The organism is Actinokineospora baliensis, from assembly GCF_016907695.1.
Taxonomy (GTDB): domain Bacteria; phylum Actinomycetota; class Actinomycetes; order Mycobacteriales; family Pseudonocardiaceae; genus Actinokineospora; species Actinokineospora baliensis.
On record NZ_JAFBCK010000001.1, the window covers coordinates 1,287,262 to 1,303,116 of the forward strand.

Here is a 15,855-nt window from a genome sequence, read left to right on the forward strand (position 1 = left end):
GTGTTCCCAGGTCAGTCCACAGCCGAGGCGACCCGGGCGGCGAGCTCGTCGCCGACGATCAGCAGGCACGGCAGGCACCGGGTGCCTTCATGCGAGCGGGTGACCCTGGCGTAGGGGACGGTGTGCTGGCAGGCCGCCTCGATGAAGCTCGCGGGCCGCTCACCAGCGGGGAAGGCGTGCACGCGGTCGTCGTACCCGGAGCGCTGCCAGCGCCACCCGCGCACGGCGTGCTGTTCGACCACTGGCCCTCCCCTCCTCGGTGTGCGCACACCATCCCAGAACGGACACCGGCGTGCTGTGACCCACCGAACACGCACACGAAAAATCGGCCCCCACCACGCACGTGGTGAGGGCCGATTTCTGTGTATTGAGGACTAGCCCAAGCGCTGCTTGAGGGACTCGAGCTCGTCCCGAAGCGGGGTGGGCAGCTTGTCGCCGATCTTGTCGAACCACTCCTCGATCAGCGGCAGCTCCGCGCGCCACTCCTCGGCCGAGACCTCGAGCGCGGCCTCGATGTCGGCGCGGTCGCCGTCGACACCGTCCAGGTCGAGCTCGTCGGCGGTGGGCACCCAGCCGATCGGGGTCTCCCGCGCGGCGGCCTTGCCCTCGATCCGCTCGATGGCCCACTTCAGGATCCGGCTGTTCTCGCCGAACCCGGGCCACAGGAAGCGCTTGTCGTCGCCGCGGCGGAACCAGTTGACGTAGAAGATCTTCGGCAGCTTGGTCGCGTCGGCGCGCTTGCCGGTCTCGATCCAGTGGTTGAAGTAGTCACCGGCGTTGTAGCCGATGAACGGCAGCATCGCCATCGGGTCGCGGCGCACGACGCCGACCGCGCCGACCGCGGCGGCGGTGGTCTCGCTGGAGAGCGTGGCGCCCATGAAGGTGCCGTGCTGCCAGTCGCGGGACTCGGTCACCAGCGGGATGGTCGTGGCCCGGCGGCCGCCGAAGAAGATCGCCGAGATCGGCACGCCCTGCGGGTCGTCCCACTCGGCGGCCTTGGTGTCGCACTGGTCGATCGGGGTGCAGTAGCGCGAGTTCGGGTGCGCCGCCTTCTCCTCCGACCCCGGGGTCCAGTCGGCCTTCTTCCACGACGTGAGGTGCTCCGGCGCCTCGCCGATGCCCTCCCACCAGATGTCACCGTCGTCGGTCAGGGCGACGTTGGTGAACAGGGAGTTGCCCTTGGCGATGGTGCGCATCGCGTTCGGGTTGGTGTGGTAGTCGGTACCCGGTGCCACGCCGAAGAAACCGTTCTCCGGGTTGACCGCGTAGAGGCGGCCGTCGGCGCCGAAGCGCATCCAGGCGATGTCGTCGCCGATGGTCTCGACCTTCCACCCCGGGATGGTCGGCTCCAGCATGGCGAGGTTGGTCTTGCCGCAGGCGCTGGGGAAGGCCGCGGCGACGAAGTAGACCTTGTCCTCCGGCGAGGTCAGCTTCAGGATCAGCATGTGCTCGGCGAGCCAGCCCTCGTCGCGGCCGATGACCGAGGCGATGCGCAGCGAGTAGCACTTCTTGCCCAGCAGCGCGTTGCCGCCGTACCCGGAGCCGTAGCTCCAGATCAGCCGCTCCTCCGGGAAGTGCACGATGTACTTGGTGTCGTTGCACGGCCACGCGACGTCGGCCTGGCCCGGCTCGAGCGGGGCGCCGATGGAGTGCAGCGCGGGCACGAAGTCGCGCTCGGTGCCGTCGGCGTCGATGAAGCGGTCGAGCGCCTTGGTGCCCATCCGGGTCATGATCTTCATCGAGACCACGACGTACTCGGAATCGGTGATCTCCACGCCCAGCATCGGGTTCTCCGCGTTGAGCGGTCCCATGCAGAACGGGATCACGTACATGGTGCGACCGCGCATCGACCCGCGGTAGAGCTCGGTCATGACCGACTTCATCTCGGCCGGGTCCATCCAGTTGTTGGTGGGACCGGCGTCGGCTTCGTCGACCGAGCAGATGTAGGTGCGCTCCTCGACCCGAGCGACGTCGTTGGGGTCGGAGGCCGCGTAGAACGAGTTCGGCTTCTTGTCCAGGCGGGTGAACGTGCCCGCGTCGACCAGCTTGTCGGTGAGCCGGGTCCACTCGTCCTCGGACCCGTCGACCCACACCACCTGCTCGGGGGCGGTCAGCTCGGCGACCTCGCGCACCCACGCCAGGAGTCGTTTGTGCGTCGTCGGTGCCTGGTCAACGCCAGGGATTGTCACTGCCGTCATCTCGCCTCGTCTCCTGACTGAACGCCGAAATGCCGATCAGGACACCACCGACCTGACCGGGGACGGCGGCGTCCTAACCGAATGGCTGAGCCCCCGCCCATGTCGAGCGGGTGCGTGCCGTGAAGGAATGCATATGAGGCTAGCGGGGTGACGGCGAGGTAACCGATACCTTGCCTGTCGGTTCTCTCACAAGAACGATAAGGGAATCGATTCAGTACCCACTTGCGAGGCCGCAAATCGACCAATCGGACGTTCGGATACCGGACAGTCGTGACTCACAGTGAGATCACCCCCGACTGACCTGGGCAAACGGGGCTGAACAAGCGAGATCCCGGCACGGAGAGCCGTGCCGGGATCTCACTGAGCGTGGTTCAGATTACAGGGTGGGCAGCGTCTCGCCGCACCCCGGTAACGCGCGGGCTCAGCCCTGCCAGGCGGCGTCCGAGCCGGAGGCGGTGGGCGCGGCACCGGCCGAGTCGGACTCGTAGGAACCGTCGGCGTTGATGTGCCCGGTCTCCACGGTGGTCCACTCCTCGTCACCGGTGTGCTGCGCGACGGTCACGTCACCGTCGGCCTCGATGACGACGGCCTCGTCGGCCGAGCCGTCACCGTCGTTGTCGGTGAACGCGTAGGTGTTGCCCTGCTCGTCGGTGACCACGGCGGTGTCGTTGGTGCCGTCGCCGTCCGCGTCGTACTGGGCCGCGCCCGCGGTCACCTCGCCGGACTGGGTGTCGACGGTGATCTCGCCGCCGGAGCCGGAGTTGACCGGGGTGGCGGCGTCGTCGCCGGAGTCGTGCGAGGGGGACTTCGAGCCGTGGTCGTCGGCGCCGTCGCCGCCGGGGGCGTTGACCGAGTCGGCGTCGGACTCGGTCCACTCGCCGGAGGTCTCGTTGTACTCGGCCGCGGCGAGCACGTTGCCCTGCTCGTCGAGCTGCACCGCGGTGTCGGCGGTGCCGTCGCCGTCGGTGTCGGCGAAGGCGATGTAGCCGTCTTCGGTCTGGACCACGGCGGTGTCGTTGTCGCCGTCCTGGTCGTAGTCGAAGTTCTCCTGGACCTCGTACTCCTCGCCACCGACCTCGACGGTCAACTCGTCGTGGCCCGCGTCTGCGGCGGTGTCGGTCGCGGTGTCATCGGCGCCGGTCTCGTCAACGTACACGGGTAGCCCCCTCTGGCTGATCCCTTGGCGGGATGGTCAATGGCTTGTTGTTGGCGGTATGACTGACGCTTCGCCCCGCTGGTTCCCGGCGTTACGACGTTAGTTCTTGTCGCGAACGGACCGGATACCGGCAAGGAGCCTCTCCGCCCGTTCCTGCCCGGCGACCACGTCTGTCAGGCGCTTGTTTACCACGGTGACGCGCTTCTGCCGCTCGCTCACGTCAAGTCGTAATGCTTTGTCGACCTCGCGCAGCTGCTCCTCGATCCCGGTGATCCGCTTGCCGAGCGCCTCGTCGAGGGCAAGGGAGAGCTGGGATTCCGCGTCGATCAGCTGCTCGGACACCAACTGGTCCAATGTGGACCGGGCGTCGGCGATGGAATCGTTGAGCCACAGCTTCATGTGCTGCTTGTCCGCGGTGTGCTTGCGGGTGCGGGCGATCCACCAGCCCGCGCCGAGGCCGATGACGATGGTCGGCACCAGCAGGATCGGCGCGGCGATCGCGCCAGCCAGCGGGATGACCGCCATCTTGCCCGCGCCGATGCCGCCGGAGACGCCCATGAACACCAGCAGCTTGTCCTCGGCGGTCGGCAACCGCTTCTCCGCGGCGCGCAGCACCACTTGCGACGTTCCGCTGCGGGCGAACTGGGCCCGGATGACGGCGAGCTCGTCCTCGCTGAACAGTTCACTGAGGACGGAGTCGGCGACCTGGTTGAGCCGGGCGCTCACCGACTCGGAGACCTTGCCGCTGACCATCTGCATCGCGGCGTCGACCTGTCCCGGCAGCTCCTTGAGCCGGTCGCGGTCGGCCACATCGATCGCTTGGCGGAACCAGGCCTGCACGTCGCGCATCTGCCTGCTCACGTCGTGCGCGTTCTCCAGCCGGGCCCGCTGCACCTCACCGCGCAGCTTCACCTGCCAGCCGCGGGTGGAGGAGCGGCGTTCTGCGGTGAGCTCGTCCTTGCGCGCCCGCAACGCCTCCGCCTCGGCCTCCCCGGTGGTCAGCGCCCGGCGCTCGTTCTCCAGGTTGACCTTCAGCTCACCGAGCGCGGACGACAGGGCACGCAGGGTGTTCGCCTCGCCCAGCATCGCCGAGCGGCCCACCAGCAGCGACTGCAACGACTCGACCAACTGCGGGATCCCGGAGCGCTCCTTGAGCATGTCGGCGGAATCCGGGTTGGGCGCTTTGGCCGCCATCTCGAACATGCGCGAGGACACCGGGTGGAAGGTGGCGTCCTTGAAGCGCGGAGCGTGTTCGGCCAGCAACGCCTGGTTGGCCTCGAGCACCTGCCGCCAGCCCCGGTATGCGTCCACTTTGGACAGGACGAAGACCACCGTCTCGACCCGGTCGCCGACCCCGGCCAGGAAGCTGAGCTCGCCGACGGTGAACGGCGCGGAGGCGTCCACGACGAACAGCAGCGCGGTGGCCGACGCGGCCGCCTCGACGGCGAGCTCGCCGTGCACCGAGTCCAGCCCGCCGACCCCGGGGGTGTCGACCACGACCAGCTTCTCCAGCAGCGGCACCGGCCCGTCCACCTCGACGTAGCGCGGCGGCAGCTCCCCGTCCGGCAGCTCGTGCGCCGCCGACACCCAGTTGACCAGCTTGGCCAGGTCCACCGGCACCGGCGCCAGCTGACCGGGGTAGCAGGCCCGCGCCGACCACTCCTCGGCGTGGCCGAACACCAGGTAGGTCGCCGTCGCGACGTCCGCGTCGACCGGGGACAGCCCCGTCGTCTCGATCATGGCGTTGACCAGCGAGCTCTTGCCCCGGTTGGTCTCACCGACGACCACAACCGACGGCTTCTTGCGGCGCCGGGCGCGGATCTGCTCGACCCACTGCGCCGACTCGGGCGCGACCTCGCGCAGCAGGGTGAGCAGCTGCTCCCTGGTCTGCGCGACCTGCTTGGGCAGCGACAGCTTCGGCTGGGTCATGCGGTGGCGGCCTTGCCGGTGTAGACGGTCACGATCGGCGGCCGCAGCACCTGCCCGCGATCGCTGAACCCCACCACCTCGGTCTCCGCGACCGTCCCCTGCAGACCCTCGTCCTCGGTCACCAGCGTGCCCCCCGCCTCGTGGTGCGCCGGGTCGAACCGGTCCCCGTCCGGCCGCAACGCCACCACCCCGACGTCGGCCAGCCCCTCCTCGATCCGCTCGGCCACCCCGGAACTGCGGGCCCGGTCGTGGGCGTAGAGGGCCAGCGAGACCAGCGCCAGCCGCTCGGCGATCGCCTGGTCGTACACCTCCGGCGCGATGCTCACCAGCGCGGGCTCCACCCGGAAGTCGTCACTGAGCTCCTCCTGCGCCACCACGTCGACAACCTCCCGATCCACCTCGGCGATCACCGCGGCCCGCACCTCGATCGTCGAGTCCTCGTCTTTGCGCTTGCCCTTGAACCAGGACGCCATTCCGCCTCACCCAGCCTGTCCGCACCCGTGTAGCGCCGAATCGTATAGCCAGCCGACGCCCCGTCCCGGCTGTTCCGGACACCGGCCAGGAGCCGATCCGGGCCGTGACCTGGGTCACCAAGATCCAGATCGGCGGGCAGCCGGACGTTGAACGGGGTGGGGGGCGGAGGCGTCCGCTCCCCGTGCTCCACCAGCTCGCTCGAACACCGAATCGAGCCCGGAAGAACGGAGCCGGCATGACCGGCAGCGTTTCACGCCGAGGCGCCTGGCCCGAGTCCCCACTCGGGCGGGCAGGCCGGGCAGTCCCAGCCGGGACCGTGCGCCCACCCGCACCCGAGCCCCACCCGCGACCGCTGGAGGAGGAGTTCGAGGGTTTCGTCGCGAGCACTTACGACACCGTCTTCCGAACGGCGTGGCGCAAGAGCGGAGATCGCGACCAGAGCCAGGACTTCACCCAAGAAGCGTTCCTGCGGCTGTGGAAGCACCGGGTGGATACCGGTAACCACGTTTGGACCGCGCCCTACGCGATCCAGACCGTCAAGAACATCGTGCTCGACCACCATCGGCGACAGCGCGGCACTGTCGTCCCAATAGTGGCCGAGCACCTCAGCGACCACCCCAGCAACGAGGACACCTACGACTGGGAGTTGTCGCTGAGCAACGCGGTTCGCAACGCTTTCGACCACTTGCCCGCCCGGCAAAGACAGGTCGTCGAATCGGTTGTCCTGCACGGGGTCACGCCCGGCGAACTGGCGCGGACGATGGGCCTGGACCGGCAGACCGTGTACGACTACAAGCGGATGGGCTTGCGGAAACTCGCGAGGTTGCTCTCCGGAAGAACAGAATAGGCGAAAGAGAAGAGGAGCCATGGGCGTTGACCAGCGGTCAGGCCGCCCGCCCCTCACCGAGCACGAGCGCGGGGACCAGGTGCGCGAAGTAGTCGCAGCGGTCCGGGCGCTCGCCGAACTCGGCCGCGTTGGGCAGGTCGGCAGCCGCGCCGACCTGCCCTGCGCAGGGGCTGCTCGCGGTGTCGAGCAGTGGGTGGACGAAGAACTCGTCCGCGCGGAACTCGCGGACGCCGAGCGCGCGGCGCTCGCGGGCGACGGTTGTAGCGCCCGCCGGGTCGCCGAGCTCTACCAAACACTCCACGAGTTCGACCGGTCGATCGCCTGGTGGCGAACGGCAGCCGAACTCGGCGACGAGGACGCCGCCGACTACGTGCGGTACACCCTCGACTGACCCGAGCGACCGGAGCACAACGCACCGAATGCGGTTGTCGGGACCGCAATCACCCCCCGAGATCACCGGGGCACCAGACCATGGGTGGCTTTCGCTTTCTCCCGCGAAAGCCACCCATTTTGTTTCCCCGAATCGTCCAGATCGCCGACCGGATTTCGTTGAGAGGAGTAGTTGCTCCCCCAGCGAGAGGACCAGGATGACCCGACCGGCACCCACCTCGACCATGTCGGACGATCGCGAGTGGACGATGGTCGCCGAACGGTTCGTGGTCGTGTTGTGAACCGGTCAGCCCCCGGTTTGGGCCTTGAGTTGTTGCCAGATGAGGAAGTACGCGCGGTGCACGACGTGGGCCACGCGGCTCTGGGCGGGGGTGGCGCCGAAGGAGGCGAAGGAGCGCCACCACCCCGCGCGCTCCAGGGCGTACGCGGAGTGCTCGTTGTGCGGGCGGCCTTTCATGCCCAGCTGCTCGCCGATGTCGGCGTTGCTGCCGACCCGCAGCACCTCCTCCGCCAGGTCCTCCGGCATGTTCACCGCGCCAGAGGTCACCAGCGTCAGCGCCTCCAGCAGCCGCAGCTGGTGGGCCTCGGGCTTGGCCAGCAGGACCTCGATGGCGTCGTGCACGCGTTGGCGCTCGCCGGGGTCGCCTGAGGCGTGGGCGAGGGCGGTGACCGAGGCCAGGGCCGCGGCCGCCTTGATGCCGTCGGCGCGGGCGCGGAAGACGGCGTCGAGGCGGGAGCGGACGCCCGCTAGGCCGGAGGCGTCGAGGAGGGTGCGGCGCAGGGCTCCCGCGGTGAGGTCGGGGGCGGCGCGCAGGGCGTCGACGGCGCGGCGGATGCCGTAGAGGTCGAGGGTCTCCAGCAGCCGGACGCGGGTGCCGGTCGGGACGTCGCACTCCCAGGTGGTGAAGATGTCCGCCGAGATCAGCATGGTCTCCCAGGTCGCGTCGTCGAGCTGGGCGAGCTGGCGCAGGGCGTCGGCGTCGGCCGAGGTGAAGCCGCCGGATTCGGCGGACTCGGCGATCAGGCCGATGACCGGGATGACGTCGGCGACCCGGGGCTTGAGGGTGGCGGCCTGCTTCTCGGCGAGCAGGGTGGCCGCCTTCCACACGTCGCCGTCGCTGCCGGTGACCGACTCCGGGGTGATCGTGTCGGCCTTGTTCAGCACGGCGATCGCGTTGACCGGACCGGCCTCGCGGCTGGCGGTGGCGGCGGTGAACGCGGCGAGGGCCTGCTGGTCGTCGGCGCGCACGCCCTGGGTCACCACGTACAGCACCGCCTCGGCACCGGCGACGGCGTTGCGGGAGGTCTCGTCGAGGTCGTCGTCGGAGTCCTCATCGGAGTCCGCGCCGTCCTCGGCGTCCTTGCTGTGCTTGGCCGCGCCGAGCAGCTGCTCGGTGCGCTTGACCGAGGCCAGGTCGAGCGAGCCCAGCCCGGGGGTGTCGATCACCGTGAGGTCGCGCAGCACGGCGTTGGTCAGGTAGGCCTCCAGGTGCGAGACCTTGTCGAAGTCGACCTCGAGGTCGTTGGGGATCATGCCGCCGATGTCGAAGGGCAGCACCTGCTTGGTGCCGTCGAAGAACACCAGCTCCACCCGGTCGACCGTGCCGTACTGGAACCGGGTGACCAACCGGGTGCACTCGCCGACGTCGGTCGGCGCGACCCGGCGGCCGATCAGCGCGTTGACCAGCGTCGACTTGCCCGACTTGATCCGGCCCGCGACCGCGACCTGCAGCGGGGCGGAGAGCCTGCGCAGCACCTCCCGGAACCCGGCCGCGGTGCGCGCGGACACCTGCGGCTGCAGGCGCTGGCACAGGTTGGCCACCGCGGCCGACAGCGGCCCGGCGAGGTGCTGCTCGGTCGTGCTCGACAAATCCCCGTCCTCCCTCACTCGCCCGGGGAATCGTGCCATGCGCGGCGGCCGGGCGTGGTCGAACGCCCCGCTCAGCCTGCGGGCGGACGCGCCAATGCGACGGCGGGCGGACGCGGCCCGGCACCGGGAGTGCTTACGCTCGCACCGTGCGGAGGCTCAGTCTGTGGATGAAGGCGCACCCCATCGCCGGGGACAGCGTCATCGCCGCGCTGCTCGCCGCCCTGGAGCTGGTCTCGCTGTTCGCCATGCCCGGCGGCGTGCACCCGGCGGTGTTCTGGCTGGTCGGGGCCGCCCTGCTGGGGCCGCTGGTGATCCGCAGGCGCGACCCGCTGCTGGCCGCGTACCTCATCCTGGCCGCCGGGTTCGCCCAGCTGGTGACCCACGGCCCCAACCCGCAGGGGTTCGACGCGCGGATCCGGGTGGCCGACATCGCCCTGGGCATCGCGCTGTACACGACCGTGGCCTACGTCGGGCGCAAGCAGGGCGCGCTGTACGTGCTGTGGCTGGCGATCGGCATCGCGGCCTGGGCGACGTGGCGGATGGACCTGCCGGAGTCGATCCTGCCGACCCTGGTCATCGTGGTGATCTTCGCGTTCTGCTGGGTGCTCGGCGAGTTCTCCGGGGCGCGGCGGGCCTACCACCTGGAGGTCGAGCGGCGGCTGGCCCTGCTGGAGACCGAACGCGACCAGCAGGCCAGGATCGCCGTCGGCCAGGAGCGGGCCCGCATCGCCCGCGAGCTGCACGACGTGGTGGCGCACGCGGTGAGTGTGATCGTGGTGCACGCCGACGGCGCCGCCTACGCGGTGCGCTCCCAACCGGAGGTGGCCGAGCGGGCCATCCGCACCATCTCCGCGACCGGCCGCGAGGCGCTCACCGAGCTGCGCCGCCTGCTCGGCGTCCTGCGCAGCGAGGACAGCGAGACCGACCGCACCCCGCAGCCGGGCACCCAGTCCATCTCGGACCTGGCCGAACGGGTCCGCACGATCGGCGTCCCCGTCCTGCTCGACCTCACCGGCGAGCTCGACGACCTGCCTGCCGGGGTCGGCCTCGGCATCTACCGGATCGTGCAGGAAGCGCTCACCAACACGATCAAGCACGCGGGCCCCGGCGCCACCGCCGCCGTCCACGTCCGCCGGGTGGGCGACCGGGTGGAACTCGACATCACCGACCGCGGCCCGGGCAGCCCCCGGCACGGGCTCACCCCGGGCGGCAACGGACTCATCGGCATGCGCGAACGCGCCAACGTCTTCGGCGGAACGCTCCAGGCGGGCCCGCACACCGAGGGCGGTTGGCGGGTGCGCGCGGTGCTGCCGGTAACGACCGCGTGAGGAAGGGCTACGTTGGGTCGCGTGATCAGGGTTGTGCTGGTGGACGACCAGGAGCTGATGCGGGTCGGGTTCCGCATGGTGCTCGGCGCGCAGGAGGACATGGAGGTCGTCGGCGAGGCGGGTAACGGCCGAGTCGCGATCCAACTGGCCGAACAGCTGCGCCCCGACGTCGTCCTCATGGACGTCCGCATGCCCGTGCTCGACGGCGTCGAGGCGACCAAGGTCATCACCGAGGCGGGCACCTCGAAGGTGCTGGTCATGACCACCTTCGACCTCGACGAGTACGCGCTCTCCGCCCTGCGCAACGGCGCCAGCGGCTTCCTGCTCAAGGACACACCCCCCGACCACCTGGTTTCGGCACTGCGATCAGTGGCCAGCGGCGACGCCGTCGTGTCGCCGAGCGTGACCCGCCGGTTGCTCGACCGGTTCCTGGGCCCCGGCGGCGGTGAACTGCGCGACGCCTCGGTGCTCGACGTGCTGACCGAGCGGGAACGGGAGGTGCTGGTGCTGATGGCCCAGGGCCTGTCGAACACCGAGATCGCCCGCAAGCTGTTCCTGTCCGAAGCAACGGTGAAGACCCACGTCGGCCGCGTACTGGCCAAACTAGAACTCCGCGACCGAGTACAGGCGGTGGTCCTGGCCTACGAAACCGGCCTAGTCCGCCCCGGCGACGTCTGACCCGCTGCCCGATCGGCTGACCCCCAGCCACCCGCCTGCCCTCGACCTGGGCCTCCAGTTGTCCACAACCCACCCCGCCATCCACAGCTTGTCGCCACCCCCTCCCGCGGCCCCGACCCCGGGTAGACTGGCACCGGGGACGCCCCCCAGAGGTGCGGTGGGGGATCGGACTCGCGGGGAGGATCTCCGCTTGCGGGTGGGCGGTCAGGGGTCGGGTCCACTCCGGGCAGACCCGCCCACACTCGCGCCCCGCCTGACCCTGGCTGCACTTCCATGGGACCACCGCCGGGCTGCCCACCCCAGCCGCACGTCTGCCGGGGCTCCCAACTACCGGCCCATCCGTCCCTGGCAGTCACCCGACCAGCTGATCCTCGCCCGCCGATCGCCCTCGACCTGGGCGCCCAGTTGTCCACAACCCACCCCGCCATCCACAGCTTGTCGCCACCCCCCTCCGCGGCCCCGACCCCGGGTAGACTGGCACCGGGGACGCCCCCCAGAGGTGCGGTGGGGGACCGGACTCGCGGGGAGGATCCCCGATTGCGGGGCGGAGGCGGCCGGGAGGGTGCGGGCTGCGGATGGGGGCCGGGGCCGCGAGGGTCTGTTTGTCCTGGGCGGTCGCGAAGGGGCTTGGTGGAGGTGCGAGGTCGACCGGCGCGGGTGGGCGGTCAGCGGTAGGGGGTTGGGTCCACTGTGGTCGGGTCGATGCCGGGTTTGACGACGGCGTCGAACCAGCGGCCCCAGTCGGGTTGGGTGCCGTCTAGGTCGGTGAAGCCGTATTCGCGCATGAGGGTCCAGCTGGCCATGGTGCGGCCGGCGAATCGGGACACGTCTGGGTCTGCGGCGAGGGCGGCGATGGCGCGGCCGATGTAGCGGGGGGATTCGGCGAGGATGTAGTTGGGGTCGACCTTGACGCCTTCGCGCCAGGTGGCTTCGGTGACGCCGAAGTGTTCGAGCATCATTTCGGAGCGGAGGAAGCCGGGGGTGACCGACAGGCCGGTCGCGCCGTGTGGGGCCAGTTCGGCGGCCAGCCAGCGGCCGATGGCGCGGACGCCGGATTTCACCAGGTAGTAGGGGATGCCGACCGGGCCGGGGTAGTCCTCGACGTCGCCGTCGGTGACCTCGACGACGAGGCCGCCGGGGCGGGAGACCACCAGGGGCAGCAGGCGGTGCAGGGTGATCAGGTGGGTGTCGAGGCCGTTGCGCACGACGCCGAGGCCCTTGTCCAGGTCGGACTCCCACCAGGGGGTGCCGAACTCGACGAACGGGTCGCCGCCCCAGACGTCGTCGACCAGGACGTCGAGGTGGCCGTGGTCGGCGGCGATCCGGTCCCGCAGCGCGTCCACATCGGACACCGAGGTGAAGTCGCAGCGGACCGGGATCCCCATCCCGCCCTCGGCGTCGACCAGTTCGGCGGTCTCCTCGATCGTCTCGGTGCGGCGCATCGGCGACGCCGATTCGCGGGTCGTGCGGCCGGTGACGTACACCGTCGCCCCCGCCGCGCCGAGTTCGACGGCGATACCGCGGCCGCAACCGCGGGTCGCGCCGGTGACCAGAGCGACCTTCCCCTGCAGCGTCATCCCTTACCTCCCTCGTCCCGCGCGGCCCAGGCCCCCAGAACCGCGTCCACGTCTTCACCGAGCCGGTCGGCCAACGTCCCGTGTGGCCGGACCGACCAGTCGATCGATACCCCGTTGACCAGTGACAGCAGGACCCGCACGGCGACCTCGGCGCGGGGCGCGCCAGGCAACTGCCCGGCCGCGCGGTCGAACGCGCGGGCCAGTTCGGCGCGGATCACCTCGAAGTGCGTGGCGAGTTTGCCGCGCAGCACCGGGTCGATCAGGTCGTGGCCGAGTTGACCGAGGTGGTTGGCCGCGGTGCTCGCGTCGCCGAGCGACAGGAACGTGCCGACGGCGGCTGCCCGCAGGGCGGCGACCGGGTCGGCGTGCGCCTCGGCCACCGTCCGCATGGTGACGGCCACCTCGGCGGTCGCGTTGTCGAAGACCGCCCGCACCAGCCGGTCCTTGGAGCCGAACCGGGTGGCCACCGTGCCCACTGAGACCTGGGCCTCCTCGGCCACCTGGGCCAGGGTGAACCCCGGCCCGACCCGGCCGATGACCCGGTGCGCGGCGTCGAGGACCCGCTGGTCGGAGATGGTCTTGGGCCGGGCCACCCGGTTATTGAACCACGGTTCATTAACCCTGTCACCCATCCGGACCGGGCAGGCGGATCAGGGTCCACTCAGGGTCGTCACCGATATCGGCGCTCTCAGGATCACGAGAGGCTACGCCTGTGAGTTGACCCGGTGGGGGGACCACAGGACGACGCGGGAACAGGGTCGCGACGGCCACTCTTAGGGCAAGACGCGGGGGACGCGCTGCGGGGGCAGGGCGCACACAGCATTCGCTAGAAGGAGAACACCATGATCGAGGCAGTCGGCCTCACCAAGAGTTACGGCAAGACGCTCGCCGTCGACAACCTGTCGTTCTCGGTCCCGACCGGGCGGGTCACCGGCTTCCTCGGTCCCAACGGCGCGGGCAAGTCGACCACGATGCGGATGATCCTCGGCCTGGACGCCCCGACCGGGGGTTCGGCGCTCATCGACGGCAAGCGCTACCGCGACCTGCACCAGCCGCTGCGCACCGTCGGCGCCCTGCTGGACGCGAAGTGGGTGCACCCCAACCGGTCCGCCCGCGCGCACCTGCAGTGGCTGGCCCGGTCGAACCAGTTGCCCGCCAAGCGGGTGGACGAGGTCCTGGAGCTCGTGGGCCTCACCGCCGTCGCGGGCAAGCGCGCTGGCGGGTTCTCCTTGGGCATGTCCCAGCGGCTCGGCATCGCCGCCGCGCTGCTGGGCGACCCGCAGGTGCTGCTGTTCGACGAACCGGTCAACGGCCTGGACCCCGAGGGCATCCTCTGGATCCGCAAGTTCATGCACCGGCTCGCCGAGGAGGGCCGCACGGTCTTCGTCTCCAGCCACCTGCTCTCGGAGATGGCGCTCACCGCGCAGGAACTGGTGGTGATCGGCCGCGGCAAGCTGATCTCGCAGAGCTCCACAGAGGACTTCGTCGCGCAGGCGACCGAGAACACCGTGCGGGTGCGCGGTCCGCAGCTCGGCGCGCTGCGCTCGGCGCTGGGCAAGGCGGGGGTGTCCATCCGGGACGAGGGCGAGAGCCTGGTCGTGTCCGGGATGGACTGCGCCGACATCGGTGAGCTGGCCGCGCGGACGCAGACCGTGCTGCACGAGCTCAGCCCGCAGCGCGGTTCGCTCGAAGAGGCGTTCATGCAGCTGACCGGCGATTCCGTCGAGTACCACACCGAGATCGCCGACGGTCCCACCCCGGCGACCCTCGTGCCCGCGGGGAAGTGACGACATGACCCTGCTCGCTGTCGAACGGATCAAGCTGTTCACCACCCGCTCGCCGTGGTGGTGCACCCTCATCGCCCTGGTGCTGACCATCGGCTTCGGCGCGCTGATGGCGGGCACCTCCGAGGACAACATCGCGCCGCTGACCATCGCCGCCACCCAGTTCGGCTACACCTTCGGGCTGGTCGTGGTGATGGTGATGGCCGCGCTGGCGATCACCACCGAGTACCGCTTCTCCACCATCCGGGCCACCTTCCTCGCCGTGCCCAACCGGCCGTCCGCGCTGGTGGCCAAGGCGACCGTGGTCGCCGTGCTGGCCGTGGTCATCGGTGAGATCGCCGCGTTCGGCTCGTGGGGGATCGCGGGCCTGATCAAGCCGGACGTCGACCTGGCGATCAACACCGCTTACGAGTGGCGCGCGGTCGCGGGCGTAGGCCTGGTCTACGGCATCTCCGCGGTCGTCGCGGTCGCCGTCGGCGTGCTGCTGCGGCACTCCGCGGGCGCCATCGCGGTGCTGCTGATCTGGAACCAGCTGGTCGAGCCGCTGGTGCAGCTCATCCCCAAGGTCGGCGACGACATCCACAAGTGGATGCCGTTCAACGTGGCCAACAAGCTGATCACCGGCAACCCGGACCCGACCGCCCGCGACATCATGCAGGGCCCGCCGCCCTCGGACGCGGTGCTCGGCCCGTGGCCCGCGCTGGCCGCTTTCGCCGCCTTCGCCGTGGTGCTCTTCGGCATCGCGCTGGTGGTCGCCAACCGGAGGGACGCCTGATGACCACCCTGCTCGCGACCGAGCGGATCAAGCTGTTCACCACCCGCTCCCCTTGGTGGTCCGCGGTGCTGGCGCTCGGCCTCACCATGGGCTTCGCCGGGCTGGTCGCGCTCAACCACAGCGGCGGGCCGCTGAGCGTGGAGCACAGCCAGTTCGGCATGCAGTTCGGCCTGATGGTCATCACCGTGATGGCGGCGCTGGCGATCACCACCGAGTACCGCTTCGCCACCATCCGGGCCACGTTCCAGGCGGTGCCCAACCGCACCGCCGCGCTGCTGGCCAAGACCACCGTCGTCGCCGCGCTGGCCGCGCTGCTCGGCGAGGTGGCCGCGTTCGGTTCCTGGGCCACCGTCAAGGTCATCGACGGCGGCGGGCCGGAGCTGTCGATCACGACCGGCGCCGACTGGCGGATGGTCGCCGGGGTCGGCCTGGTGTTCGCCATCACCGCGGTCATCGCGATCGCGGTCGGCACGCTGGTCCACCAGTCGGCTGGCGCGATCTCGATCCTGCTGATCTGGCCGCTGCTGGTGGAGAACCTGGTGCAGCTGATCCCGCGGGTCGGCGACGACATCCACGACTGGATGCCGTTCACCGTGGCGAACCGGTTCCTCAACGGCCCCGGTCCGGACGCGCCGCTGAGCGCGTGGGGCTCGCTGATCTACTTCGCGGCCGTTGGCGGCGTGCTGCTGCTGATCGCCATCGCCGCAGCGAACAAGCGCGACGCCTAACGCGAACCGCTGACATAGAGGTCCGCCGGTCATTCGGGGAGCGGCGGACACATCGGGGAACGGGAGCCCTGGTCACCTTGGGGAAGGTGGCCAGGGCTCCCGCACGTGGTCTGCGCGCGCG

At 70.3% G+C, this 15,855-nt stretch carries 15 protein-coding genes; 7 read left to right on the forward strand and 8 right to left on the reverse strand.

Features of this window, described 5'->3' with window-relative positions:
• Positions 1-11: 11 nt before the first annotated feature.
• From JOD54_RS05960 to grpE, 5 genes are all read right to left on the reverse strand, one after another.
• On the reverse strand, positions 12-242 hold the full coding sequence (locus JOD54_RS05960) for a hypothetical protein (RefSeq protein ID WP_204449573.1): 231 nt from the start codon (positions 240-242) through the stop codon (positions 12-14).
• 132 nt (positions 243-374) lie between these two features.
• Positions 375-2,198 (reverse strand): phosphoenolpyruvate carboxykinase (GTP), encoded by a 1,824-nt coding sequence (locus JOD54_RS05965; protein WP_204449574.1) that lies wholly within the window; start codon positions 2,196-2,198, stop codon positions 375-377.
• A 421-nt stretch (positions 2,199-2,619) separates the two neighbouring features.
• Positions 2,620-3,354 (reverse strand): DUF6802 family protein, encoded by a 735-nt coding sequence (locus tag JOD54_RS05970; protein ID WP_204449575.1) that lies wholly within the window; start codon positions 3,352-3,354, stop codon positions 2,620-2,622.
• A gap of 99 nt (positions 3,355-3,453) precedes the next feature.
• Positions 3,454-5,283, reverse strand: coding sequence for a dynamin family protein (locus tag JOD54_RS05975; protein WP_204449576.1), 1,830 nt, complete (start codon positions 5,281-5,283; stop codon positions 3,454-3,456).
• Positions 5,280-5,756 carry a nucleotide exchange factor GrpE gene (gene grpE / locus JOD54_RS05980; RefSeq protein WP_204449577.1) on the reverse strand — a complete coding sequence of 159 codons (477 nt, stop codon included), beginning with the start codon at positions 5,754-5,756 and terminating at the stop codon, positions 5,280-5,282. The genes JOD54_RS05975 and grpE overlap by 4 nt, the downstream gene beginning before the upstream one ends.
• A 236-nt stretch (positions 5,757-5,992) precedes the next feature.
• On the opposite strand from grpE, the gene JOD54_RS05985 reads away from it, so the two are divergent.
• Positions 5,993-6,604, forward strand: a complete 612-nt coding sequence (locus JOD54_RS05985) for an RNA polymerase sigma factor (RefSeq protein ID WP_204449578.1) — start codon at positions 5,993-5,995, stop codon at positions 6,602-6,604.
• Between the two features lie 19 nt (positions 6,605-6,623).
• A complete protein-coding gene (locus JOD54_RS05990) occupies positions 6,624-6,995 on the forward strand; it encodes a hypothetical protein (RefSeq protein WP_204449579.1) in 372 nt (123 codons plus the stop codon).
• A 285-nt stretch (positions 6,996-7,280) separates the two neighbouring features.
• Here the strand turns inward: JOD54_RS05990 and JOD54_RS05995 are convergent, their stop codons facing one another.
• On the reverse strand, positions 7,281-8,903 hold the full coding sequence (locus JOD54_RS05995; RefSeq protein WP_372440267.1) for a dynamin family protein: 1,623 nt from the start codon (positions 8,901-8,903) through the stop codon (positions 7,281-7,283).
• 128 nt (positions 8,904-9,031) lie between these two features.
• Here JOD54_RS05995 and JOD54_RS06000 point away from each other — a divergent pair, with 128 nt between their 5' ends.
• Positions 9,032-10,192 (forward strand): sensor histidine kinase, encoded by a 1,161-nt coding sequence (locus JOD54_RS06000; RefSeq protein WP_204456108.1) that lies wholly within the window; start codon positions 9,032-9,034, stop codon positions 10,190-10,192.
• Between the two features lie 21 nt (positions 10,193-10,213).
• Positions 10,214-10,870, forward strand: a complete 657-nt coding sequence (locus JOD54_RS06005; protein WP_204449581.1) for a response regulator — start codon at positions 10,214-10,216, stop codon at positions 10,868-10,870.
• A gap of 665 nt (positions 10,871-11,535) precedes the next feature.
• Here JOD54_RS06005 and JOD54_RS06010 read toward each other — a convergent pair.
• Positions 11,536-12,447 (reverse strand): SDR family oxidoreductase, encoded by a 912-nt coding sequence (locus tag JOD54_RS06010; protein ID WP_204449582.1) that lies wholly within the window; start codon positions 12,445-12,447, stop codon positions 11,536-11,538.
• Positions 12,444-13,040 (reverse strand): TetR/AcrR family transcriptional regulator, encoded by a 597-nt coding sequence (locus tag JOD54_RS06015; protein WP_204449583.1) that lies wholly within the window; start codon positions 13,038-13,040, stop codon positions 12,444-12,446. The genes JOD54_RS06010 and JOD54_RS06015 overlap by 4 nt, the downstream gene beginning before the upstream one ends.
• 249 nt (positions 13,041-13,289) lie before the next feature.
• Between JOD54_RS06015 and JOD54_RS06020 the strand changes: the two genes are divergently transcribed.
• Genes JOD54_RS06020 through JOD54_RS06030 form a run of 3 tightly spaced genes read left to right on the forward strand, consistent with a single transcriptional unit; the run spans position 13,290 to position 15,734 of the window.
• Complete coding sequence (locus JOD54_RS06020; RefSeq protein ID WP_204449584.1) at positions 13,290-14,234, forward strand: ABC transporter ATP-binding protein; 945 nt, start codon at positions 13,290-13,292, stop codon at positions 14,232-14,234.
• A 4-nt stretch (positions 14,235-14,238) separates the two neighbouring features.
• Complete coding sequence (locus JOD54_RS06025; protein ID WP_204449585.1) at positions 14,239-15,006, forward strand: hypothetical protein; 768 nt, start codon at positions 14,239-14,241, stop codon at positions 15,004-15,006.
• Positions 15,006-15,734, forward strand: coding sequence for a hypothetical protein (locus tag JOD54_RS06030; RefSeq protein ID WP_204449586.1), 729 nt, complete (start codon positions 15,006-15,008; stop codon positions 15,732-15,734). Before JOD54_RS06025 ends, JOD54_RS06030 begins: the two co-directional genes overlap by 1 nt.
• The last annotated feature ends 121 nt before the right edge of the window (positions 15,735-15,855 follow it).

What these genes read in the sequence shown, in the direction of transcription:
- JOD54_RS05990 (WP_204449579.1), top strand. Translation starts at nt 6,624, where the DNA reads ATGGGCGTTGACCAGCGGTCAGGCCGCCCGCCCCTCACCGAGCACGAG.
- JOD54_RS05975 (WP_204449576.1), bottom strand. Translation starts at nt 5,283, where the DNA reads ATGACCCAGCCGAAGCTGTCGCTGCCCAAGCAGGTCGCGCAGACCAGG.
- JOD54_RS06025 (WP_204449585.1), top strand. Translation starts at nt 14,239, where the DNA reads ATGACCCTGCTCGCTGTCGAACGGATCAAGCTGTTCACCACCCGCTCG.
- JOD54_RS05985 (WP_204449578.1), top strand. Translation starts at nt 5,993, where the DNA reads ATGACCGGCAGCGTTTCACGCCGAGGCGCCTGGCCCGAGTCCCCACTC.
- JOD54_RS06010 (WP_204449582.1), bottom strand. Translation starts at nt 12,447, where the DNA reads ATGACGCTGCAGGGGAAGGTCGCTCTGGTCACCGGCGCGACCCGCGGT.
- JOD54_RS06030 (WP_204449586.1), top strand. Translation starts at nt 15,006, where the DNA reads ATGACCACCCTGCTCGCGACCGAGCGGATCAAGCTGTTCACCACCCGC.
- JOD54_RS05995 (WP_372440267.1), bottom strand. Translation starts at nt 8,903, where the DNA reads ATGGCACGATTCCCCGGGCGAGTGAGGGAGGACGGGGATTTGTCGAGC.
- JOD54_RS05965 (WP_204449574.1), bottom strand. Translation starts at nt 2,198, where the DNA reads ATGACGGCAGTGACAATCCCTGGCGTTGACCAGGCACCGACGACGCAC.
- JOD54_RS06000 (WP_204456108.1), top strand. Translation starts at nt 9,032, where the DNA reads ATGAAGGCGCACCCCATCGCCGGGGACAGCGTCATCGCCGCGCTGCTC.
- JOD54_RS06020 (WP_204449584.1), top strand. Translation starts at nt 13,290, where the DNA reads ATGATCGAGGCAGTCGGCCTCACCAAGAGTTACGGCAAGACGCTCGCC.
- grpE (WP_204449577.1), bottom strand. Translation starts at nt 5,756, where the DNA reads ATGGCGTCCTGGTTCAAGGGCAAGCGCAAAGACGAGGACTCGACGATC.